Source organism: Alcaligenes sp. SMD-FA, assembly GCF_025960365.1.
GTDB classification, from domain to species: domain Bacteria; phylum Pseudomonadota; class Gammaproteobacteria; order Burkholderiales; family Burkholderiaceae_B; genus Alcaligenes; species Alcaligenes aquatilis.
In genome coordinates this window covers 3,013,528-3,034,952 of record NZ_CP110108.1, presented here as the reverse complement: position 1 = coordinate 3,034,952, position 21,425 = coordinate 3,013,528, and the positions used below count along the sequence as shown (strand labels likewise).

General features: G+C 57.1%; 18 protein-coding genes. 4 read left to right on the top strand and 14 right to left on the bottom strand.

Features of this window, described 5'->3' with window-relative positions:
• Positions 1 to 4: 4 nt before the first annotated feature.
• From OKX01_RS14095 to hcaE, 9 genes are read right to left on the bottom strand one after another with little or no spacing between them, the layout of a single operon-like run.
• Positions 5 to 952: an acetaldehyde dehydrogenase (acetylating) gene (locus OKX01_RS14095; RefSeq protein WP_035272042.1), complete on the bottom strand. Its 948-nt coding sequence runs from the start codon at positions 950 to 952 to the stop codon at positions 5 to 7.
• Positions 953 to 977: 25 nt separating this feature from the next.
• Positions 978 to 1,775, bottom strand: coding sequence for a 2-keto-4-pentenoate hydratase (gene mhpD / locus OKX01_RS14090; RefSeq protein ID WP_264671963.1), 798 nt, complete (start codon positions 1,773 to 1,775; stop codon positions 978 to 980).
• Position 1,776: 1 nt separating this feature from the next.
• The gene (locus tag OKX01_RS14085) at positions 1,777 to 2,631 is read right to left on the bottom strand and encodes an alpha/beta fold hydrolase (RefSeq protein WP_264671962.1); all 855 of its coding nucleotides are present in this window, start codon (positions 2,629 to 2,631) and stop codon (positions 1,777 to 1,779) included.
• Between the two features lie 32 nt (positions 2,632 to 2,663).
• Complete coding sequence (locus OKX01_RS14080) at positions 2,664 to 3,611, bottom strand: 3-carboxyethylcatechol 2,3-dioxygenase (RefSeq protein ID WP_264671961.1); 948 nt, start codon at positions 3,609 to 3,611, stop codon at positions 2,664 to 2,666.
• 19 nt (positions 3,612 to 3,630) lie between these two features.
• Positions 3,631 to 4,926: a 3-phenylpropionate/cinnamic acid dioxygenase ferredoxin--NAD(+) reductase subunit gene (hcaD, locus tag OKX01_RS14075; protein WP_264671960.1), complete on the bottom strand. Its 1,296-nt coding sequence runs from the start codon at positions 4,924 to 4,926 to the stop codon at positions 3,631 to 3,633.
• The gene (gene hcaB / locus OKX01_RS14070) at positions 4,926 to 5,741 is read right to left on the bottom strand and encodes a 3-phenylpropionate-dihydrodiol/cinnamic acid-dihydrodiol dehydrogenase (RefSeq protein ID WP_094197436.1); all 816 of its coding nucleotides are present in this window, start codon (positions 5,739 to 5,741) and stop codon (positions 4,926 to 4,928) included. Before hcaB ends, hcaD begins: the two co-directional genes overlap by 1 nt.
• Positions 5,738 to 6,058, bottom strand: coding sequence for a 3-phenylpropionate/cinnamic acid dioxygenase ferredoxin subunit (gene hcaC / locus OKX01_RS14065; RefSeq protein WP_264671959.1), 321 nt, complete (start codon positions 6,056 to 6,058; stop codon positions 5,738 to 5,740). Before hcaC ends, hcaB begins: the two co-directional genes overlap by 4 nt.
• 28 nt (positions 6,059 to 6,086) lie before the next feature.
• On the bottom strand, positions 6,087 to 6,635 hold the full coding sequence (gene hcaF / locus OKX01_RS14060) for a 3-phenylpropionate/cinnamic acid dioxygenase subunit beta (RefSeq protein WP_264671958.1): 549 nt from the start codon (positions 6,633 to 6,635) through the stop codon (positions 6,087 to 6,089).
• The gene (gene hcaE, locus OKX01_RS14055; RefSeq protein WP_094197434.1) at positions 6,632 to 7,990 is read right to left on the bottom strand and encodes a 3-phenylpropionate/cinnamic acid dioxygenase subunit alpha; all 1,359 of its coding nucleotides are present in this window, start codon (positions 7,988 to 7,990) and stop codon (positions 6,632 to 6,634) included. Before hcaE ends, hcaF begins: the two co-directional genes overlap by 4 nt.
• Positions 7,991 to 8,374: 384 nt before the next feature.
• Here hcaE and OKX01_RS14050 point away from each other — a divergent pair, with 384 nt between their 5' ends.
• Positions 8,375 to 9,331, top strand: coding sequence for a LysR substrate-binding domain-containing protein (locus tag OKX01_RS14050; RefSeq protein ID WP_108727827.1), 957 nt, complete (start codon positions 8,375 to 8,377; stop codon positions 9,329 to 9,331).
• Between the two features lie 15 nt (positions 9,332 to 9,346).
• Here OKX01_RS14050 and dbpA read toward each other — a convergent pair whose 3' ends face one another.
• From dbpA to OKX01_RS14035, 3 genes are all read right to left on the bottom strand, one after another.
• A complete protein-coding gene (dbpA, locus tag OKX01_RS14045; RefSeq protein WP_094197430.1) occupies positions 9,347 to 10,747 on the bottom strand; it encodes an ATP-dependent RNA helicase DbpA in 1,401 nt (466 codons plus the stop codon).
• A 255-nt stretch (positions 10,748 to 11,002) separates the two neighbouring features.
• Entirely contained in the window at positions 11,003 to 12,295 is a 1,293-nt protein-coding gene (locus OKX01_RS14040) for an MFS transporter (protein ID WP_094197429.1), read from the bottom strand.
• A 36-nt stretch (positions 12,296 to 12,331) separates the two neighbouring features.
• Positions 12,332 to 13,294: an ornithine cyclodeaminase family protein gene (locus OKX01_RS14035; RefSeq protein ID WP_094198411.1), complete on the bottom strand. Its 963-nt coding sequence runs from the start codon at positions 13,292 to 13,294 to the stop codon at positions 12,332 to 12,334.
• 139 nt (positions 13,295 to 13,433) lie between these two features.
• Between OKX01_RS14035 and OKX01_RS14030 the strand changes: the two genes are divergently transcribed.
• Positions 13,434 to 14,021, top strand: a complete 588-nt coding sequence (locus OKX01_RS14030; RefSeq protein WP_094197428.1) for a helix-turn-helix domain-containing protein — start codon at positions 13,434 to 13,436, stop codon at positions 14,019 to 14,021.
• A gap of 128 nt (positions 14,022 to 14,149) precedes the next feature.
• On the opposite strand, the gene OKX01_RS14025 is transcribed toward OKX01_RS14030, so the two are convergent.
• A complete protein-coding gene (locus tag OKX01_RS14025) occupies positions 14,150 to 14,635 on the bottom strand; it encodes an Lrp/AsnC ligand binding domain-containing protein (protein ID WP_094197427.1) in 486 nt (161 codons plus the stop codon).
• Positions 14,636 to 14,752: 117 nt separating this feature from the next.
• On the opposite strand from OKX01_RS14025, the gene putA reads away from it, so the two are divergent.
• Both putA and OKX01_RS14015 read left to right on the top strand, forming a co-directional pair.
• Complete coding sequence (putA, locus tag OKX01_RS14020; protein ID WP_264671957.1) at positions 14,753 to 18,538, top strand: trifunctional transcriptional regulator/proline dehydrogenase/L-glutamate gamma-semialdehyde dehydrogenase; 3,786 nt, start codon at positions 14,753 to 14,755, stop codon at positions 18,536 to 18,538.
• A gap of 110 nt (positions 18,539 to 18,648) precedes the next feature.
• Positions 18,649 to 20,124, top strand: a complete 1,476-nt coding sequence (locus tag OKX01_RS14015; protein WP_264671956.1) for an NAD-dependent succinate-semialdehyde dehydrogenase — start codon at positions 18,649 to 18,651, stop codon at positions 20,122 to 20,124.
• Between the two features lie 196 nt (positions 20,125 to 20,320).
• Here OKX01_RS14015 and OKX01_RS14010 read toward each other — a convergent pair whose 3' ends face one another.
• Positions 20,321 to 21,226, bottom strand: a complete 906-nt coding sequence (locus OKX01_RS14010) for an alpha/beta hydrolase (RefSeq protein ID WP_264671955.1) — start codon at positions 21,224 to 21,226, stop codon at positions 20,321 to 20,323.
• Between the last annotated feature and the right edge of the window lie 199 nt (positions 21,227 to 21,425).

The following is a 21,425-nucleotide window of genomic DNA, read 5'->3' as shown; positions in this document are numbered from 1 at the left end:
CGTGTCATGCGGTTTGCGTCAGCAGGCGGGTTTGGGCCAGACGCTCGGCGCAGGCCAATGCCGCACTGGTCATGATGTCCAGATTGCCGGCATAGGCGGGCAGATAGTGGGCCGCGCCCTCGACTTCGATAAACACCGAGGTTTTCAGGCCGGAACGCCATCCCAGACCAGGCACATTGATGGGCTTGTCCTCGGGGATGACATCGAATTGCACTTTTTGTTTGAGGCGATAGCCCGGCACGTAGGCCTGCACCTTGTCGGCCATGCGTTGGATGGATTGTTCGATTTCCGCTTCCTTGCCCGGATCGCTCAGGGTGTAGACGGTATCGCGCATCAATAAGGGTGGTTCGGCCGGGTTGAGCACAATAATGGCTTTACCCACGGTGGCACCGCCCACGACCTGCATGGCTTTGCTGGTGGTCTCAGTAAATTCGTCAATATTGGCGCGGGTGCCCGGACCAGCCGATTTGGACGAGATCGAGGCAATGATTTCGGCATAATGCACCGGGGTCACTTGCGAGACGGCCGCAATAATGGGCACGGTGGCTTGTCCGCCACAGGTCACCATATTGATGTTGGGGGCGTCCAGATTGTCGTCCAGGTTGACCACCGGGATCGTGTATGGACCAATGGCGGCAGGTGTCAGATCAATCACCTGGATGCCGTGCTCTTGCAGGACGGCATTGTGACGGGCGTGGGCACCGGCGCTGGTCGCATCAAACACGATGCGAATGTCCTTGAAGTTGGGCAGCTTCAACAGCCCGTCCAGGCCTTCATGGGTGGTGGGCACGCCCAGGCGGGCCGCACGGGCCAGGCCATCGGAGGCCGGGTCGATACCGACCATGGCGCCCATTTTCAGGTGCTTGCTTTGGCGCATCACCTTGATCATCAGGTCGGTGCCGATATTGCCCGAGCCAATGATGGCGACGGCAATGCCGTTGGGGTTTGTCATGTGTGTTACTCCGTACAAAGAGGACTTAGCCTGCGCTGAAGGTGACGGATACCGAGCCTATGCCCTCGATCACGGCTTCAAAATGATCGCCGGGGGCAACGGGTGCCATCGGGCCCAGGGCACCGGTCAGAATCAGATCGCCGGCCCGTAGCGGTTCGCCCAGTTTGGCCATGGTGCGAGCCAGCCAGGCGGCGGCATTAAAGGGGTGGCCCAGGCATTCGGCACCACTGCCACTGGAGGCCAGTTCTCCATTGCGATGCAGGCTCATGCGGGCATTGCGCAGGTCCAGACCGTCCAGGCGGCGGGCCGGACCGCCCAGCACGTACAGACCGCTGGAGGCGTTGTCGGCCACGGTATCCACAAAGCGGATATCCCAGTTGGCGATGCGGCTGCCGACGATTTCCAGCGAGGGCATGACCCAGCCCACAGCGGCGGCGACATCGCCAAAACTGGTGTCGGCATGGGGCAGGTCGCGCTCCAGCACCAGGGCAATTTCAGCCTCGATCTTCGGTTGCAGGACGCGCTCGACAGGAACGGTTTCGCCATCGCCATAGGCCATGTCGGCAAACAGGGCGCCAAAGTCGGGTTGCGACACGCCCAGTTGCTGCTGGACCTTGGGGTTGGTCAGGCCAATCTTGCGGCCTGTCAGGCGACGGCCCTGGGCAAGACCTCGGGCAATATTGATGCGCTGGATGGCGTAGGCTGCCTCGGCATTGTCTTCACCAATCAGGCTGCGAATCGGCTCGATGGACTGACTGCTGTTCTCGGCCTGGCGCAAACGGCTGGCCAGGGTGTCGAGCAGATCGCTGGATGTTTCGCTCATCTCAACGCTCCAGGAAATCCAGAACCAACTGGTTGAACTTCTCGGCATGTTCCCACTGCGCCCAGTGACCGCATTGGTTGTAGACGTGCAGCTCGGAATTGGGGATACCTGCCAGCAGGCGCAGGCCGGTATCGAAAGGCACAACACGATCCTGACGACCCCAGATGATCAGGGTAGGAGCGCTAATGCTGGGCAGACGCGGGCTGAAATCCGGGAACTGACGTGGGTTGGCTTCCAGCGATTTCAGGAAGTTTTCCAGGTGATCCTTGCGGCTGAGCATATTGTTCAGGCGCGCTTGCAGCAGCTCGTCGGTCAGCACACTGGCGTCGAACACGAACACATTGTTAAAGCGTTTCAGGTTTTCCAGCGTGGGTTCGCGGTACAGGCCGTTCAGCAGCTTGATACCTTCGCTGGGCATAGGAGTAAACAGGCTCATGCCACCCGTGCCGCCACCCATCAGAACCAGCTTGGCCAGACGTTCAGGCCAGGTCAGGGCAAAGGCAACCGAGCTATGACCGCCCATGGAGTTACCCAGCATGTGGATTTTGTCTATGCCCAGTTGGTCAATAATGCTTTTCACCACACGGGCGTTCAGGTCTGAGCGCGAACCGCTGTTGACGATGGAATCGCTCTTGCCCCAGCCAGGGCAATCGATCAGCAAGACGCGGTAGCCAGCTTGCGTGAGCGGTTCAATATTGCGGTTGAAGTTGGCCCAGCCGGTGGCACCGGGGCCTGAGCCGTGCAACATGACGACCGTCTGTTCACCCTGGCCCAAATCGTTGTAATGGATGCGCAGTTCTTTGCCTTCCTCGACCACGGTCGCGAAACGGCTGTAATCAGATTCATTCAGACTCATGACAATCTCCTGAGGTTTTGTTGTGGTGGATTTCAGTTCTGGCGCGGATGGGCGGACAAGCCACCAAAGCCGGCAATCCACTCGGGAATTTCGCGGTAATAGCGATGCCCCGCTTCATAAGGGCCATAGGCTGACAGTCCGGCAAAAGCGGCCACCCAGGTCTTAACCTCGTGGGCACTGCGCCCGGCCAGTGCCGAGACGTCATCGTTCGCCACTTCATCGAGCTGTTGGTAGCTTTGTGTTTGAAGCAGATCCAGAAAGCCCTGGTCCCACTCGGGGTTGAGTGGGTGCAGAACAGAAGGGTCCTGAGTAAAGGCTTTGCCGGCATCAATGGTGCGTTGTGTACGGGCAGCACGCGCCTCGGGCGAGAGCGTGTAGCCTTCGCCATCGAGCGAGCGACGCACGGCATCGGGTGCCTCGGCATACACCGGCACAGGAGGTTGATGCGACAAGCCACCCGAACCGATCCACAGCACGCGCTTGCCGGTCGAGCGGGCCCATTGCCCGATGGCCTCGCCCAGCAAACGGGCACGTTTGAAGGTCGGCAAGGGGGCGGCCACCGAATTGATAAACACCGGGATGACCGGGTACTGATCCAGACTACCCACCAGATGTTCCAGCGGATAGGCGGCACCATGATCGAGCTGCATATCGTGCGAAATGGCCACATCCACGCCGCTATTGATCACATGGGTGGCGCATTGTGTCGCCAGCTCGAAGGGCACGTCCAGGCGTCCGGCCAGGCTGTCAAAATCACCAATGGCATGGGCGCTAGTGCCTATGCAAAAGCTGGGCATGACGTTGTAGAAAAAACCGTTGAAATGATCGGGAGTGAACAGCACGATCAGATCAGGTTTGAAAGCCGCGACACGTTCGCGGGCGGCTTTCTGTACCGCAAAAACTTCGTCCAGTACGGCTTGGGCTGGGTCGTGGTGACCCAGCAACGGCGTGTGTGAAAGACACTCCAGGTGTGCCTGCATGCCAGTCTCCTGACTCTGATTATGGGTGTAAGGGGGCCGCTGCTTCGACTGCCACTGCAGCGATTGCGGCTGGGCTGTTTGTTGCCTGTGCGATTTGTTTGGCCAGGTTGCGCAGGTTCTGGGCAGTGTCGTTCCAGACCTCCAGCGGCAGGACAGCCCGGCGTTCGATCAGCTCTTTAAGCGGGCGCATGTCACGGCCTTGATTGACGGTGATGGCTCCACAGATGGCCCCTTCGGGGTCCAGACCAATCAGGACAAAAGGAGGCGTGTCCAGATCGCCGCGCACAATCCAGTGGGCAGCGGCCATATCCCCGGCAAACTGGATGTTCATATCGCATTGGTCTGTCCAGAACCAAGCCGGGCTGGCCTGAGCCGGCTCCTGGTTGAGCATGTGGCAGACGGCCATGCAGGCTTGATGATTGGCGTTTTCCCAGGTTTCTTGCCGTTGCCAGCGTCCATCCATACCGATTTGCACGGTAGTGTCACCCGCCGCATAAATGGCAGGCTGGGAACTGCGACCATGCTCATCAATCACGATGGCACCTTGTTCGGTGTGCAATCCGGCGCTGTCGGCCAAGCGGGTATCAATCGTCACACCGACACCGTAAATCAGCAGGTCGCCTTGCAACTGCTGGCCATTGTCCAGTGTCAGCACGACTTTCTGTTCTTGGTCGAGGTGGGCCTTGCTGACCTGTGTGCCCAGGTGAAAGCGCACGCCGCGCGCTTCATGTACGGTCTGCAGATACTGGCTGAGGACTTCCGGTGCGTTGCGCGACATGACCCGGGCGGCGGGGTCGATCAGTTCTACACTGGCACCCAAGGCGATCAGGCTGGAGGCCAGTTCCAAACCAATAACGCCCGCTCCGACCAGCAAGACATGGCTGCCAGGTTTGAGCTGGGTACGGATACGGTTGGCGTCGTCCAGCGTACGCAATACATGCGATACCGAACCCAGCGCGTCCAGCTCGGGCAGACGGCGGGCTTGTGCGCCGGTAGCCAGCAACAGGCTGTCATACTTTAGGGTTTCGCCATTGGATAGGGTGACGCAGCCTTGTTGAGCATCAATCGTATCCGCACGAACCCCCAGTTTCAGGGTGATGTTCTGCTCGGTGTAAAAGTGTTCCGGATGCACGTTGAGCTGCACATTGTCCGGGTCCAACAAGGCATCTTTGGACAAGGGCGGACGCTCGTAGGGCAGGTACGGCTCCTCACCGACCAGGGTGATCTGCCCGGCAAATTCACGGCGGCGCAGTTCAGCGGCGGCCGTGGCTCCGGCTTGTCCACCCCCGATAATCACAATATGAGGTGTCTGCATCACAGCTCCAGTCCACCGGCCACATTACGTATGCCGCGTATTCCCAGGCCTGCGTCGGCATTGATCATGACGCCGGTCAGCGTTTGGTTGTTCTGGCGCGAGGCCAGCAGCACAAAGGGGCCGGTAAATTCCTCAGGCTCGGGAAAGAATTGCAGGGGCAAAATTGCTTTGATGGCGTCGGGTGAGCGCGAGTCCATGATGCGCGTATCTTGCTGGCCCAAGGCTTGTGGGCCACGCAGATCGGTTTTCATGCCGCAGGGCCCCACGCCGTTGACACGCACTTTAGGGGCCAGCTCAAACGCCAGCTCGCGAATCAGACCGACCGCTGCATGTTTGCTGGCGGTATAGAGCGGGCCGCCGCCTTCGGCGTAAAAGGCCGAATTGCTTAAGGTGAAAATCATGCTGCCGCAGGATTTGACCAGTTCAGCGGCGGCTGCCTTGGCACCGAGCAGATAGCCTTTGACGTTGATGGCAAACAGCTCGTCAAAGCCAGTGTCCAATTGCTCGATGCTGGTGTTGATCAGCCGGGCACCGTGGTCCCAGACTGCGGCGTTGCCAATAAAACAGTCCAGCTTGCCAAAGCGGGCAACCGTGGCAGCCACGGCTTTCTGGTTGTCCGCCGCGCTGCACACATCGCCCTGGATAGCCAGCACTTTGCCTGCAAACTTTTGTTCCAGATCGGCACATTTTTCTGCCGAGCGTTCCAGTACCGCCACGGATGCGCCTTCCTGGAGAAAGCGCTCCACCAATGCCAGACCCAGGCCTGAGCCGCCGCCGGTGATCAAAGCGACTTCGTTTTGTAGCCAGCCGTTCATGCCTGGGCCTCCAGATCGATACAGACCATGCCTTCGCTGATGATCACCGGATAGGTACGTAGCGCCTCGGTGGCGGGTTGGCACAGGGCCGCGCCCGTTTTCAGGCAGAAACGGGCAGCGTGCAGTGGGCACTCCACCGTGCCATCGTCCTCGACATAGCCTTCGGACATGGACGCGTTGCCATGTGTGCAACGGTCGTCAGTCGCATAGAAGGTGCCATCAATATTGAACAGGGCAATCTGACGGTCGGGAGTGTCTATCTTCAGTGCCTCGCCATCGGCCAGGGCACCGGTTTCACATGCGGTAATGCGTGTCATATCAATCAACATCGGAAAGTGAGCAGGGTCAGAACAGAACGCTCAGGTTGTGGGATGTAATGACCACTTGATCCAGAACGATCTCGCGTTCATACAGCTCCCAACCAAAGCGGTTGTTTGCACGGCGTACATAGTCCAGGCGTTTGCCGGCGTACCAGGTCTCGTCCTTCTCTTTCTGGGCGCGGTACAGGATGTAGTTGCTACGAATTTCGTAACCCTGGCCGTCGGCAGTGGGGCGAATACGCAGGTTGCTGACAAAGTGGCGGGTGCGCGAAGGAGGTTCTTCGGCCCAGGCCATGCCGGTTTCCAGGCGAGCGACGCGACGTTCCAGTTGGAACTTGTTGTCGTTAAAGATCCAGGTGGTGGGTGGCTGCACGCTGCGGCGACGGTCGCGGGTTTGCGCATTGGTGGTGCTGCGCATGTGGTAGTGCACATCCTCGGACAGCAGGTCCAGCCAGTCGCGAAACTGCCAGTCGTCCAGCAACTCGGCTTCCATGTACAGGAAGTCAGCAATTTCATGATGCAGTTGCATATCGACGATGGCTGTTTGGGTCGGTTCTTCAATGACGGCGCTCATTTCACCAACTCCTCTTCGTAGACGCGGCTGCGCTCCAGGACTTCATCCCAGGTCTCGGACACCATCAGGTCGGCCCAGTACTTGTACAGGCCGCGAGCGGCGGTTTCGGAGAAGATATAGTTGGTGACGCCTGGCACGCCGTCGCTACGCAGACCTTCGTTACCCAGGCCCATTTCCATGCACAACTGGGTGCCACGGGCGCGTTTGCCACGCAGGATTTTTTGGATCTCAGCCCAGTTCTCGGAGTCGTCCTGCTCCAGGAATCCGGCAGGACCAAAAGCGCGGGTGGCGCTGCGTTCAAAGGCCGCCTTCACATTGTCGGGAGCGGCGGCATCGGCAATACAAAATGCCCAGACTTCCACCTGGTTCGGGCCGCGTGGATGCCAGACGCGCAGCGTTGCGGTACCGTTCAGCCAGCTCAGTGTCGGGAACATATTGTTGTGGCCAGCCAGACGCAGGGCACGCACTTCGCCCAGGCGCTCGTGCGCTTCGGCATAGGTGTCGCGAAAGTACTGCGAGACCTCACCGTCTACCCACACGTTGGCATCGGGCTGTTCGGTAAAAAAGAAGCCACTGCCATGGCCGCGTTGGCCATATTGGACGGCGTCTTTGGCGGTTTCCCAGACAGGGCGGGCGGTTTGACCGGCACCTAGCGCCTTGTCTTCGTCACCCGGTTTTTGGCCCAGCACCTGCACAGCAGAAGCGTGCGAGAACAGAGCGTGGTATTGGTCGGAAGCGAATTGCTCAGCGGGGAATTTCCAGTTGCATTCGATGGTCCATTTCTGAACCCCGCCAATGATTTCAGTCCCGCCTTCGCGTCGGTCCAACACACCGTCCAGATACCAGGCGATATCGCCCATGTATTCTTCCAGATCAGGAGCGCTCGCATCCCAGTTGCCAAAGACCAGACCCTTGTATACTTTGACGCGGGTCACTTCTTGCAGACCCCACTTTTCCTTGCACAAGCCTTGCGGATAGGCGCGCGGCTCCAGCGGTACGTCCACCAGATCGCCGTTGGTGCCATAGCTCCAGCCGTGGTAGGGACAGGTAAAGGCTTTGGTATTGCCCGAGTCGGCATAGGACACGCGCATCGAGCGGTGTCGGCATTGGTTCAGGAAGGCCTTGATCGAGCCGTCTTTTTGACGGACAACGATAATCGGGTCCTCGCCCATATAGGTATTGAAGAAGTCTCCCGCTTTGGGGATCTGGCTGGTGTGACACAGGAACAGCCAGGTGCGGCCAAAGATGCGCTCCAGCTCCAGCTCATAAATATCCGGGTCGGTGTAAATGGAAGGGGTAACGCGTCCATTACGTGCATCGACCAAGGCTTCGATTTTTTCAGGGTTGATTCCCATCGCTTGCTCCTCGCTATTGCAATGCGTGCTTTTGCGAAACAGGTTTTTGTCGCCAACGGCAAAATGTAGAAGCTTGAAATGAATTCGACCAATACTTGCTTTAGATCGGGTGATCGGCAAACCCGATAAGTCGGCTTTAAGACCCTGGCATGTATAGGGTTTAAGTCTGAAGGCCAATATTGATGCGGCTTTACAGGTACTTAGGGTTTACGAGAATCCCAATTGCTGCGCTGCAGCAATGAAAATCGCAGTCGCTTGTAACGCCTTTGGAGCAGCGACAATAGTGCTTGCAAGAACGGCTTGTTCGGGAGAAATACCGCAGGCCGAGCCCTATGCTGTTCGGGTCAGAGCCGGACAGGGCGACTAATTTGACAGGAGACTAACTTGGAATTGCGACACTTGCGTTACTTCGTTGCAGTCGCGGAAGAGTTGAATTTCACCCGTGCTGCTGAGCGGCTCTATACCTCTCAACCCTCCTTGAGTGAGCAGATCCGCAATCTGGAAGAGGATATTGGTTATCCCTTGTTGAACCGTACTCGTCGCAAGGTCGAGTTGACGGAGGCCGGAGCCGTTTTCCTGGATGACGCCCGCGAGATTTTGCAAAAAGTGGAAGAGGCGGTGATACGTGCGGGCAAGGCGGCTTCGCAAGCCAGGGAAGTGCTGACGATAGGCTTTGTCCCGGCGGCAGAGGTGCGTATCTTTCCAGCGGTATTGCCCGCTTTTCGGGCGGCTTTCCCCCAGGTGGATGTGGTGCTGCGTAGCCTGACATCCAACGAGCAAGAAGGCGCCATGGCCCGAGGGGAACTGGATCTGGCTTTCATGCGTGGCCCGGTGCGAGCCACCAATGTTTGTAGCGAAGTGGTATTGGATGAGCCCTTGCGGGTCTATCTACCCAAAGGTCATCGCCTGGAAGCGTATAGCTTGATTCCTCCGGCGCGTTTGAACCGCCTGCCCATGATTGCCGTGGATCGCTCTTATGGCCGCTCCATGCACGATGTGCTGGCTCGCTATCTGGCCCATCACAAGGTGGTGCCCGAGCATACCTACAATTCGGCCAACCCCCTGATGAGCATTAATCTGGTCGCAGCTGGATTGGGCTACACCTTGTTGCCAACCTACGCGGAATACTTCATGCCCAAGAACGTGGTGTCACGCCCCTTGATCGGTGGTGGCCCGCGTTGCGAGTTATTGATGGCCTACCCGCGAGAGACAGGCAGCATGAGCGAAGCGGCTGCCAGCCTGATAGAGCGCATACGAGAGCTGGCACGCTGGCATGGTTCAGGACCCTCCGCGGCCAGCAGTCATTTGAAACAGGCACCCAGCAAAATAGCCTGTATGTAGTCAGCAAGGCAGGCCTTATTTGTCTTCCACAAAGCGCATACGGAAGCGGCGACCTTTGATGTTGGCGTTGGAAATACGGTCAAAGAATTGACGGGCAATTCCACGATCCAGGGCCACGTAGGAGCGGGCGTCGGTAATGGCAATCTTGCCGACCTGATCCCCTTTCAGACCGACATCACGCGTCAAGGCACCGAGCAGGTCGCCGGGGCGCAGCTTGTCTTTTTTGCCACCCTGAATTTCCAGTGTCATCATGGGTGCGCGCAAGGGTTCTTTTGATTGAGATCGCAAGGCTTTCAGATTGCCCCATTTCACTTCACGGCCCTGGAAGTCTTCAATCAGCTTGACCCAGCGCAGCTCGTTGCGCGAGACCAGATTCAAGGCCAGGCCTTTTTGATCACCACGACCAACACGGCCAATGCGGTGGATATGCACTTCGCTGTCTTTGGTGACGTCTACGTTGATGACAGCCCCCAGATTCTGAATATCCAGACCGCGCGAGGCCACGTCGGTGGCGACCAGCACAGCGCAGCTCTGGTTGGAGAACTGCACCAGAATTTCGTCGCGATCACGCTGTTCAAGATCACCAGTCAAGGCCAGAGCCTGGATACCTTCGGATTGCAGCTCTTCGACGACTTCCTGGCAACGCATCTTGGTGTTGCAGAAAACCAGGGTCGAGCAGGGGCGGAAATGCTCCAGCAGGGTCACCACAGCAGACAAACGCTGCTCGGGGTGAACTTCGTAAAAAATCTGTTCGATCTGGCTGGCATCGTGCAGGGCTTCCACTTTGACTTCGGCGGGGTTATGCAGAAAGCGGGCGCTGAGCTTGCGAATGTTTTCCGGGTAGGTGGCCGAGAACAGCAGGGTTTGACGACGGGGCGGGCAGTGCGAGGCAATGGCCACGATGTCATCGTGAAAGCCCATGTCCACCATACGGTCGGCTTCGTCCAGTACCAGGGTTTTCAGGGCGGACAAGTCCAGGTTGCCGCGCTCTAGGTGGTCCTGGATGCGGCCCGGTGTGCCCACCACTACGTGAGCACCGTTGCGCAAGGCTTCTGTTTGCGGGCGCGAGGGAACCCCACCGCACAGCGTCAGCATACGTACGTTAGGAATCTGGCGGGCCAGACGACGCAGTTCGGTCGTGACCTGATCGGCCAGTTCGCGCGTGGGGCAGATTACCAGGGCTTGTGGCGTCAGTTTGCTGGGGTTGAGGGTTTGCAACAGACCCAGGCCAAATGCGGCGGTTTTGCCGCTGCCGGTCTTGGCTTGGGCAATCAGGTCGCGGCCTTGCAGAATCAGCGGCAGGCTCTGTTCCTGAATGGCCGTCATTTTTTCAAAACCCAGGCTATCCAGGGTTTCAAGCAAGGCGGGCAAAAGGGGAAGGGTACTGAAAGAGGTATGGGGCACGATGGGTGACATCAAAAAGAACTGCAAAATAAAGGATTTAGCGACAGTTTACCGGTATCGCTTGGTGTGCGGCATCTTAATGTTGTTGCTCGGATCACTGTGTGGCATCTGCAGCCCAGCGCAGGTGAGTCTGCCAGGAGCAGATCACGCTGCTGTGATCGACGGTCTGATTGCTTGGCTTGGCGCACAAAAAAATAAACCCCAAGTTATCGAACCTGGGGTTTATCGGCGGTCTGGGAAAGCGTGGCGAACCCGCTTGTTGTTGGCTTATTCTGGTTTGCGGACTCGTACGGCTGACACGGCAGCAATCGAGATGAGCGCGGCAACGATAATGTAGACCGCGACAGGCACCCAGGAGCCGTCGTAACGACTCATGAGCCATGTTGCGATCAGTGGTGCTGTCCCACCGGCCAAGGCGGCACCGATTTGATAACCCAGGGTAATGCCGGTATAGCGGACACGTGTGGCGAAAATCTCCGAAAACATGGTGCCCAGCACGGCGGTAATCGGTGCCCAGATCAGGCCCAGGGCAACAACCGTAGCAATCATCAGGGATGTGGTAGAACGTTGGTCAAGCAGCAGGAAGTAAGGGACGGCAAACAAGGCCATGGCTACTGCCCCAGCAATAAATACTTTGACGCGGCCGATATAGTCAGACAGCAGTCCCATCAGTGGAATGCAGAAGGTGGTGACCAGCGTGGCGACGGTCACCGCGTTAAGAACATCAAAACGTTCGTACTGCAATGTGCTGCTGGTGGCGTAGCTGACTACAAAGGTCGAGAACAAATAAAATGGCGCCGTTTCCACAATCTTGGCACCGATGGCGATCAGTACTTCACGCCAATGGTCTCGCAAGGTTTCAACCAATGGCATTTTGGCGACTTGACCCTCCTGCTTGGCTTTTTGAAAGTCCGGTGTCTCATCAATGCCATTACGTACCCATAGGCCAAGAAAAACCAGTCCGGCGCTTGCCAGGAAGGGGATGCGCCAGCCCCAGCTCATGAACTGCTCATCGGGCAGCAGGCTCATCAAGGTCATGGCCAAGGTGGCCAGCAGCATGCCAATGGTCACTCCCATCTGCGGAACGCTACCAAACAGCCCGCGTCGGTTCGGCGCCGCATACTCATAGGCCAGTAACAAGGCTCCGCCCCATTCTCCACCAATCCCCAAACCTTGAATCAGACGCAGCAGCACCAGCAAAATGGGGGCCCAGACGCCGATCGTATCGTAGCCAGGCAGCAGTCCAATCAGAACGGTAGCCCCGCCCATCATGGATAAGGTGATGACCAGGGTTTTCTTGCGTCCGATTCGGTCCCCAATATGGGCAAAGATCAAACCGCCCAAGGGACGAATGAAGAAGGTCAGGGCAAAGGAGAGGTAGGCCAGCATTAAACCGACGACAGGGTCGAAGGTAGGGAAAAACAGCTTGTTAAAAACGAGTGCGGCGGTTGTGCCGTACAGAAAATAATCAAACCATTCAATAGAACTGCCTGTCAGGCTAGCCAGAAGAACGCGCTTGGCGGAGGCACGTTGTGCGGGAGGGGTGACGTTTGCCGTCATGAGGGGTTTCCTTGTTATTGGTTCGCGTTGAGCCAATCAGCCCGGTGTAAAAGTAGAGGATTGTTCTTGCCAAAGGTCATAAGCCAGTGTCGCGGCAGCCAGGTCTTCCAAGGCTGTGCCAACGGCTTTGAACAGTGTGATTTCGTCGGCACTCTGGCGGCCAGGGTGTCGGCCCTGGCACAGATCTTCCAGCGTGGCGGTAATGTCAGCCGGATCGAATTTTCCGGATTTGATGGGTTCCAGAATGTCGCCCGATTTCATCGCTGCTTCATCGGTATCAACAAAAACGGTGGCGCGTGTAAAGCAGGCATCATCGCTCTCGCGCATGGTGGGCATGAAGCTACCGATCAGATCCAGGTGAGTGCCAGCTTGCAGCCATTCGCCTTTAATCAGCGGTTCGGTGGCCAGGGTGGCGCAGGTAATGATGTCAGCTTGTCGTGCAGCGCTTTCCAGCTCACGCACATGATGAGCGTCAAAGCCATCGCGGTTTAGCCGTTCGACCAAGGCGAGAGCATTGTCGGCATTCCGATCCCAGACCAAGACCGTGCGGATGGGGCGGACGGTGCGATAGGCATCGGCCAGCAGGCTGGCAATCCGACCTGCACCAACGACCAGCAGTGTTTGCGAGTCTGGGCGGCTGAGCCAGCGTGCAGCCAGGGCCGAGGCGGCAGCGGTACGACGGGAGGTGATGACATCGCCGTTCAAGGCCGCCAGTGGTTTGCCTGTAGTCGCATCAAACAGGGTATAGGTTGAGTGCAGGCCAGGCAGGCCCTGAGTGTTATTGTCCGGGAAAATGGACACGGTTTTCAGGCCCAGATGTTTACCGGCTTGCCAGGCGGGCATCAGCAGCAGGGTGCCGGTTGCGTGACCGGCGTTTTCAATGGCGTGGTTATGCCGTAAAGGCACGTTGCAGCCTTCAATGAACATGGATTCGATCGCATCAAAAAGACGATCGAAAGGCATGGAGTGCTCAGTTTGAGCTTGATCCAGGATTTGCATGTGATCTACCATCAACGTACAGGCGCATGCCTGTAATTTTGAGAAAAATATTTCTTATGCGAAATAATATTGCCATATCGGAAAATCCTCTTTAAGGGTTTTCCATAGGTAGTGCATCCAGGAAGCCTTAAAAACTGCCATGACCCCCCCTGATGATCCCGTCAATGTATTGGCCGTCAAACTGAATCAATTACGCCGTCAGGCCAAATTGACCCTGCAACAATTAAGTGAGCGATCGGGGATTTCTGCCTCGGCCTTATCCAAGATTGAAAATGGGCAGCTCTCTCCGACGTACGAAAAAATCGCTGCCCTGGCCCAAGGATTAGATGTGCATGTGGGCGAGCTGTTTGGCCACACTTCCAAACCCACGCCCCTAGGTAGACGCAGCGTGTCTCGACGGGGGGAAGGGGTGGTGCACGATACGCGTCAGTACAGTTATGAAATTTTGCATAGCGATCTTGCAGATAAGCAATTTATCCCCTTGGTAACGACGATCAAGGCGCATGACTCCAAGGCCTTTAAGACCTTGTTGCGGCATGATGGCGAGGAATTCATCTATGTGTTGACAGGGACGGTGGTGATACACACGGATTTTTATGCGCCTCTGGAGCTGGAAAGTGGAGACTCCTGTTACTTTGACAGCGCGATGGGACATGCCTGTATTTCCGGTGGCGAGCAGGACGCCACCGTGCTGTGGGTAAGTTCACACCCCTCCTTGGGTGAGTGACTCGCTGGCCGATCAGCAGGTAACAATGGCAAGGTCGGGCCGCCTCAGCGTTGCGCTTGGCATCGCGCAGGACGGCTTGGCTTGACGGTAAGATGGGCGCGGACGGCGCCCTTAAAGAACTATTTCAGTTACCAGATCCGGCTTAAATCCAGGGCCATGGAGCTTTTGACCTCTTCCATGACGGCAAAGGTGCGGGTTTCTCGGATACCGGGTAGTTTCCATAGCACGCGACCGGCAAAGTCCCGGTACGCACTCATATCTTCGTGGCGGGTTTTGAGCAGGTAGTCAAAGCCACCAGCCACCATATGGCACTCCATGACCTCGCGTCGATCCTGCAGCGCCAGCTTGAACTCTTCAAATACGTTGGGCGTGGTGCGGTCTAACAATACTTCAACAAACACCAACATCCCTGCCTTGAGTTTGGCCGGATTGAGCCGGGCCTCGTAGCCCAGGATATAGCCTTCTCGTGTCAGACGTTGCACCCGAGCCAGAGCTGCCGTTGGAGACAGGGCAACGGCTTCGGCCAGTTTTGTGTTGGCAATACGTCCGTCTTGCTGGAGCAAGTCCAGAATTTTCAGGTCTTGCTTGTCAAGTTGGTGCTCTTGGTCTTTCATGATTTATTTTTCACTATAGATCGGCGTGAATATAGTGAGAAATTTTACATTTATTCCTTAATAATAGCGAAAAATTTGTCATCAATCTGTCTTTCGTATTTATTGCAGGGGTAGTTCATGGTCCTACAACAAGGTGCGTGCGCGTCGCCAGTTCGTGCAGCAGTCCACTCCTTTGCCGCTTTGACGCCTTGGTTGGAGCAATCCACGTTGCGGCAAGCCATTACTCGGGCCTGGCTGCGTCCAGAAACCGAGCTTGTGCCCAGTCTGTTGGAGCAGGCTCGTTTACCGGGTGAGATGGCGACCCGGGCGCAGGCTTTGGCACTGCGGGTTGCCGGAGCGTTGCGACAGCGTAAAACCGCCACCGGCAAGTCGGGACTGGTGCAGGGCCTCTTACAGGAGTTTTCCTTGTCGTCCCAGGAAGGCATTGCCCTGATGTGTCTGGCCGAGGCCTTGTTGCGTATCCCTGATACGGCAACACGCGATGCCTTGATTCGCGACAAGATCAGTCATGGCAATTGGCGCCAACACGTCGGCAAGAAAGGCGCGCCCATCTTTGTCAACGCCGCCGCGTGGGGCTTGATGGTGACGGGCAAACTGGTATCCACCTATAGCGAAACTGGAATGTCGGCCTCGCTGGGGCGCCTGATCGCCAAAGGTGGTGAACCCCTGATTCGCAAAGGGGTGGATATGGCAATGCGCATGATGGGCGAGCAGTTTGTGACGGGTGAAACCATCCAGGCAGCCTTGCAACACGCGGGCTCCCTGGAGGCCAAGGGCTTTCGTTATTCCTACGACATGCTCGGTGAGGCGGCATTGACGGCGGCCGATGCCCAACGCTATCTGCAAGATTACGAGCAGGCTATTCATGCCATTGGCAAGGCCTCTAATGGCCGTGGCGTTTATGACGGCCCAGGGATTTCCATCAAGTTATCTGCCTTGCATCCGCGTTACAGCCGTGCCCAGATTGACCGGGTGCACGAAGAGTTGTATCCCTTGGTGTTAAAGCTGGCCCGTCTGGCATGTCACTACGATATTGGTCTGAATATTGACGCCGAGGAGGCCGATCGCCTGGAGATTTCCCTGGACCTGTTGGAGCGGCTTTGTTTCGAGCCAGACTTGCGGGGCTGGAAAGGAATTGGCTTTGTGATCCAGGCCTACCAAAAGCGATGCCCGTATGTCATTGACTATGTCATTGATCTGGCCCGTCGCAGTAATCAGCGTTTGATGGTTCGTCTGGTCAAAGGTGCGTATTGGGACAGTGAAATCAAACGGGCGCAGTTAGACGGCCTGGAAGGTTATCCGGTCTATACGCGTAAGCCCTACACTGATCTGTCGTATGTCGCGTGCGCACGCAAACTGCTGGCCGCACCAGAGCAAATCTATCCCCAGTTTGCCACTCATAATGCTCAGACACTGGCTAGCATTTATGAGCTGGCTGGGCCTGATCAGTATCATTCGGGACAGTATGAATTCCAGTGCTTGCACGGGATGGGGGAACCCTTGTACGAGCAGGTGGTGGGCCACTCCGAGCAAGGCAAGCTGGGGCGACCTTGCCGCATTTATGCACCCGTTGGTACGCATGAGACTTTGTTGGCGTATCTGGTGCGGCGCTTGCTGGAAAATGGGGCCAATACGTCGTTTGTGAATCAGGTCGCGGACGAGAGCATCGCGCTGGGCGAACTGGTGCGTGATCCTGTGTTGCAGGTCGAGCAAATGGCCGCGCAAGAGGGGCAGCTTGGCTTGCCGCATGCTGGCATTGCCTTGCCACGCGATTTGTATGGTGCATCTCGCCCCAACTCATGGGGACTGAATCTAGCCGATGAGCAGCAGTTAAAGACGCTTTCGCAAACCTTGCAGCAGGAAGCGAGCACGTCTATGCAGGTGCAAGCCATGTTGGGCACGGAGACGCCGCATGATGATTTGGCCGCAGCTGTGGTGACGGCGATCGTAAATCCAGCGGATCATCGCGATCAGCTCGGTCAGGTATACAGTGCGACAGCGCAGCAGGTGGAATTGGCCTTGCAGACGGCCAGTCAGTATTTTCCTCAATGGGCTACGGTCGAGCCTGCCGAGCGTGCAGCAATTTTGTTGCGGGCTGCTGATGGCATGGAGGCGCAAATGCAGCCTCTGATGGGAATACTGGTGCGCGAGGCGGGTAAAACCTATGCCAATGCGATTGCCGAGGTCCGTGAAGCGGTGGATTTTCTGCGTTATTACGCCCAGCAAGTACAGGTCCAGTTTTCCAATCACAGCCATCGACCGCTAGGGCCAATAGTGTGTATCAGCCCCTGGAACTTCCCCTTGGCGATTTTCACGGGTCAGGTGGCTGCTGCTCTGGCGGCGGGCAATACGGTGTTGGCCAAGCCGGCGGAGCAGACCTCCTTGATTGCCGCCCAAGCGGTTCGTATCTTGTGGGACGCGGGTGTACCGCGCCAGGCTGTGCAACTGGTGATTGGCCGGGGCAGTGTGGTGGGGCCACAGCTGACTTCGGATGATCGTGTGCAAGGCGTCATGTTTACTGGCTCAACTGAAGTGGCTCGTGGTTTGCAGGCGACGGTTGCCCAACGTATCGGTCGGCATGGGGGACCGGTGCATCTGATTGCGGAGACAGGTGGTCAAAATGCCATGATTGTCGATTCGTCTGCATTGACTGAGCAGGTTGTGCAGGATGTGATCGTATCGGCTTTCGATAGCGCCGGGCAGCGTTGTTCGGCTTTGCGGGTTTTATTTGTCCAAGAAGAAGCGGCAGATCGTTTGATCACCATGCTGCAGGGCGCGATGGCTCAATTGCGGGTAGGCAATCCTATTGAGTGGGCGAATGATATTGGTCCGGTGATTGATCAGCGGGCTCAAGAGGGGATTGAGCGCCATATTGCAAAAATGCGTGCCAAGGGTCATGTCGTCCATCAGTTGAGTCTGGGCGGTGAAGCCGCCCGCACCTTGACAACGGCCCACGGTACGTTCATTGCGCCAACCTTGATTGAGCTGCCCGATCTGTCCGATTTGACGCAAGAGGTATTTGGCCCGGTACTGCACTTGCTGCGTTATCGCCGTGATCAACTGGATGCAGTGCTGGAGCAGATCCGGGCCAAGGGCTATGGTCTGACCATGGGTTTGCATACCCGTATTGATGAAACGATTGACTATGTTGTGGCGCGCAGCCATGTGGGGAATATGTATGTCAATCGCAATACGGTGGGGGCGGTCGTGGGAGTACAGCCGTTTGGTGGAGAGGGTTTGTCTGGAACAGGGCCCAAAGCAGGTGGACCTTTGTACCTGTATCGCTTATTAGCTGAGCGGCCCGAACAGGCGCTCAGTCAGCCTTTCGGCACAGACGGGGCAGGCCAGTTCTTAGGGAACCCACAGGAGTCTGCGCGACAAGCCTTGGCCAATTGGTTGGATCAGCATCCGGAACTGGCTCCAACGCGTACTCCGATGACGTTTTTCAGTAACCAACGCTTTGAGCTGCGTGGGCCAACGGGGGAGTCCAACACCTATCGCTTAGTGCCTCGCCAGGCCGTGTTGGGCGTGGCAGATAATGAGCGCGATCGTATCGCGCAATTGTGCGCCGTGTTGGCTGTTGGCAGTCAGATGGTATGGGATGCGCATGATGAGCAGGCACAGAGACTACATGCACGTTTGCCAGCCTTGCTGCGTTCGGCCATTACGCTGTCTGATGATCTGGAGCGCTGCTACATTGATGCCATGCTGCATCACGGACAGGCCAGTTCATTGCAACGTTGGCAGCAACGGATCGCGGCCCGAGAGGGAATGATTGTCAGTATTACGGCATTAGCTCCAGGAGACCATGCGATTGCGTTGGAGCGACTGGTTCAGGAGCGAGTCTTGAGCGTTAATACGGCTGCTGCTGGAGGGAATGCAAGCCTGATGACGATGGCCTAAGCGATATGGATGTTCTGTAGGTAAACTGGAGCCTCAGTTCTTTGAGGCTCCGATTGTTTGACCTTGATGTTTTTGATCGGGTTCATCATTTTAGAAATAGGTCGACCATAATGAACACTATAGCGGCATCATTGATTCATAAACTGAACAATCCCCGCCTGGCTAACGATCAGTCCTGGACGGCTCGGGGTTGGGTCAGCGCAGCGGATGGCAATACCTTTGCCGTTCTGAACCCTGCTACGGGCCAGTGCCTGGCCAATGTCGCCAGCCTGGCTAAAGCAGAAGTTGAAGTGGTCATAAGCGATGCTGAAGTGGCCCAGCGCGCATGGAAGGCTCGCAGCGGGCACGAGCGTGCCAAGCTGTTGCGCGCCTGGTTCGATGCCTTGGTTGCAAACGCAGACGATCTGGCCACCATCATGACCCTGGAGCAGGGCAAGCCCTGGGCGGAGGCGCGCGGTGAAGTGCTGTACGCCGCCTCCTTTGTAGAGTGGTTCAGCGAAGAAGCCAAGCGCGTATACGGCGATGTGATGGGGCACCCCCAGTCGGACAAACGCATTGTGGTGGTCAAGCAGCCTGTGGGTGTGTGTGCGGCCATTACTCCCTGGAACTTCCCTGCGGCCATGATTACTCGCAAGGTAGCGCCTGCTTTGGCTGCGGGTTGCAGCATTATTGTGCGTCCCGCCAGCCTGACTCCCCTGACCGCCCTGGCCTTGGCGGCGCTGGCCGAGCAGGTGGGTATTCCTGCCGGTGTATTCCAACTGGTCACAGGCTCGTCCAGCGTGGTGGGGGCTGCGTTGACGGAAAGTCCCATTGTGCGCAAGCTATCGTTTACCGGCTCGACCGAAGTGGGTCGTTTGCTGATGGCGCAATGTGCTCCTACCATCAAACGTCTGTCGTTAGAGTTGGGTGGCAACGCTCCGTTCATCGTCTTTGATGATGCCGATCTGGATGCCGCCATTGAGGGAGCGATAGCCTCTAAATACCGCAACAGTGGTCAGACTTGTGTATGTGCTAACCGTTTTCTTGTGCAGGACGGTATTTATGATCGTTTTGCCAAAGGCTTAAGCGAACGTGTTGCCACTCTGAAAGTGGGCAACGGGATGGATGAGGGTGTAGAACAAGGCCCATTAATCGAGCAAAAAGCCGTCGATCATCTGAGTGAGCTGATTGAGGATGCCCTTGAACACGGGGCCCGTGTTCTGCTAGGCGGTAAACCCCACCCCTTAGGCGGGACCTACTTCTTGCCCACGGTCTTGGGGGAGGCGAGCTCAGCCATGCGTGTGGCCCGTGAAGAGTTATTCGGCCCAGTGGCTCCATTGTTCCGCTTTGACACTGAAGAACAGGCCATTGCCATGGCCAACGATACCGAATATGGCTTGGCCGCCTACCTGTTCACCCGGGACAACGCGCGAGTCTGGCGGATGGGTGAGGCCTTGGAGTACGGCATGGTTGGTGTAAACACCGGTCTGATCTCTAACGAAGTAGCCCCATTTGGGGGCATCAAACAATCTGGCCTGGGCCGCGAAGGTTCACGCTACGGTCTCGACGAGTACCTGGAAATCAAGTACCTGTGCCAGCAACTATAGGGAGCGATCCCTATCGCGCACAGCGCCGCAACAAGGCGCCATTATTGATGGCATTCATACCAAGGGGCCGGAGGTTGAACCGGCGCCTTTCAATGTATTGACCTTGCCCGATGGCGGCTTTGTGGGGGCGGCTCAGCGCCCTTGAGGGCAGGGCACTGATGTGGTGCTCAGTGGTGATGCTTTCGGTTCGAAGGCATCACGGTTGGGCCGCAATTCGCAGGGCGGGTTTCAAGGAGGCGGCCAGCATCTGCCCGTGGTTCAGCTCGCTGAAGTTCTCGTAGCTGACGTTCAGCCCGGCCTCTTGCAAATGCTTGGCCATATCCTGTGTGGACCATTGTGCCGCAGCATTGCTCATGGATGTACTGCGGCGCTGTCCGCCGACCATGATGGCGATCTGCTTGTCCTTGGCCCGCCTTGTATCAAAGGCCTGAGCCGTCTTGACCAGAATTCCGTCGTACCACCACAGGGAAGGATCGCCCGCCACGTACCGCTGGTACAGATCAGGGTGGGTAAACAGGGTATGCAAGGTAAACAGGCCACCATAAGAGTGGCCCCACAGCGTCTGGCGGGAGCGATCAATAGGCTCGCGCGCTTCTACTGCAGGCTTGATGTGCGTTTCTATATAGTCCAGAAAAATATCGGCGCCGCCCCCTAAACGACCCCGTACTTCCACCGGCTTGCTGACGCCGTTCTCCGCGACCGGAGGCGTGTAGTCGAAGGAGCGGGCAATCACATCGTGACGTGCTTCGGTGTCGTAGCCAATGGCGACCAGTACCGGCGCAGACAGGCTGCTGATGGCTTTCAGGTCGTCCACATCAATACTGGCCATGGCGGCATTGCCATCCACCATATAAATCACCGGATGACCGCGTGCGGGGGCGGGGCGGTTCGGGGTGCCTATCTGTATTTTGTAGTGCCGCTTGCCGTCTTCCGAGGACATGATCAGCGTCTCGAAGCGGTATAGGCTTTGTTGCTGATCCACGATGGTGGGGCCCACTGATTCGTTCCAGGGGCGGGTAGTTTGTTGGGCTTGGGCGGGCAGCGTGCAGGCCAGGCAGAGCGTGGCGGCACTGAGCAGAAAGCGGGGTAAGGAGGTTTTCATCAAGGTCAGATTGCAGAAAGCTAAACAGGAATCATTCTTGATTATAGGGCCTGTGATATCTCAGAAAACCAATACCCGGACAACAAATCGTATCTCTATGATGAGGGGCGAATGATCAATCGTTCATTGCTCATTGTGGGCGATGAAGAGTTTGCCTGTCTGTAATAGGGGGTTGTCGACTGCTTTTGATCATGCAGCG

What these genes read in the sequence shown, in the direction of transcription:
- OKX01_RS14095 (WP_035272042.1), bottom strand. Translation starts at nt 952, where the DNA reads ATGACAAACCCCAACGGCATTGCCGTCGCCATCATTGGCTCGGGCAAT.
- mhpD (WP_264671963.1), bottom strand. Translation starts at nt 1,775, where the DNA reads ATGAGCGAAACATCCAGCGATCTGCTCGACACCCTGGCCAGCCGTTTG.
- OKX01_RS14085 (WP_264671962.1), bottom strand. Translation starts at nt 2,631, where the DNA reads ATGAGTCTGAATGAATCTGATTACAGCCGTTTCGCGACCGTGGTCGAG.
- OKX01_RS14080 (WP_264671961.1), bottom strand. Translation starts at nt 3,611, where the DNA reads ATGCAGGCACACCTGGAGTGTCTTTCACACACGCCGTTGCTGGGTCAC.
- hcaD (WP_264671960.1), bottom strand. Translation starts at nt 4,926, where the DNA reads ATGCAGACACCTCATATTGTGATTATCGGGGGTGGACAAGCCGGAGCC.
- hcaB (WP_094197436.1), bottom strand. Translation starts at nt 5,741, where the DNA reads ATGAACGGCTGGCTACAAAACGAAGTCGCTTTGATCACCGGCGGCGGC.
- hcaC (WP_264671959.1), bottom strand. Translation starts at nt 6,058, where the DNA reads ATGACACGCATTACCGCATGTGAAACCGGTGCCCTGGCCGATGGCGAG.
- hcaF (WP_264671958.1), bottom strand. Translation starts at nt 6,635, where the DNA reads ATGAGCGCCGTCATTGAAGAACCGACCCAAACAGCCATCGTCGATATG.
- hcaE (WP_094197434.1), bottom strand. Translation starts at nt 7,990, where the DNA reads ATGGGAATCAACCCTGAAAAAATCGAAGCCTTGGTCGATGCACGTAAT.
- dbpA (WP_094197430.1), bottom strand. Translation starts at nt 10,747, where the DNA reads ATGTCACCCATCGTGCCCCATACCTCTTTCAGTACCCTTCCCCTTTTG.
- OKX01_RS14040 (WP_094197429.1), bottom strand. Translation starts at nt 12,295, where the DNA reads ATGACGGCAAACGTCACCCCTCCCGCACAACGTGCCTCCGCCAAGCGC.
- OKX01_RS14035 (WP_094198411.1), bottom strand. Translation starts at nt 13,294, where the DNA reads ATGCAAATCCTGGATCAAGCTCAAACTGAGCACTCCATGCCTTTCGAT.
- OKX01_RS14030 (WP_094197428.1), top strand. Translation starts at nt 13,434, where the DNA reads ATGACCCCCCCTGATGATCCCGTCAATGTATTGGCCGTCAAACTGAAT.
- OKX01_RS14025 (WP_094197427.1), bottom strand. Translation starts at nt 14,635, where the DNA reads ATGAAAGACCAAGAGCACCAACTTGACAAGCAAGACCTGAAAATTCTG.
- putA (WP_264671957.1), top strand. Translation starts at nt 14,753, where the DNA reads ATGGTCCTACAACAAGGTGCGTGCGCGTCGCCAGTTCGTGCAGCAGTC.
- OKX01_RS14015 (WP_264671956.1), top strand. Translation starts at nt 18,649, where the DNA reads ATGAACACTATAGCGGCATCATTGATTCATAAACTGAACAATCCCCGC.
- OKX01_RS14010 (WP_264671955.1), bottom strand. Translation starts at nt 21,226, where the DNA reads ATGAAAACCTCCTTACCCCGCTTTCTGCTCAGTGCCGCCACGCTCTGC.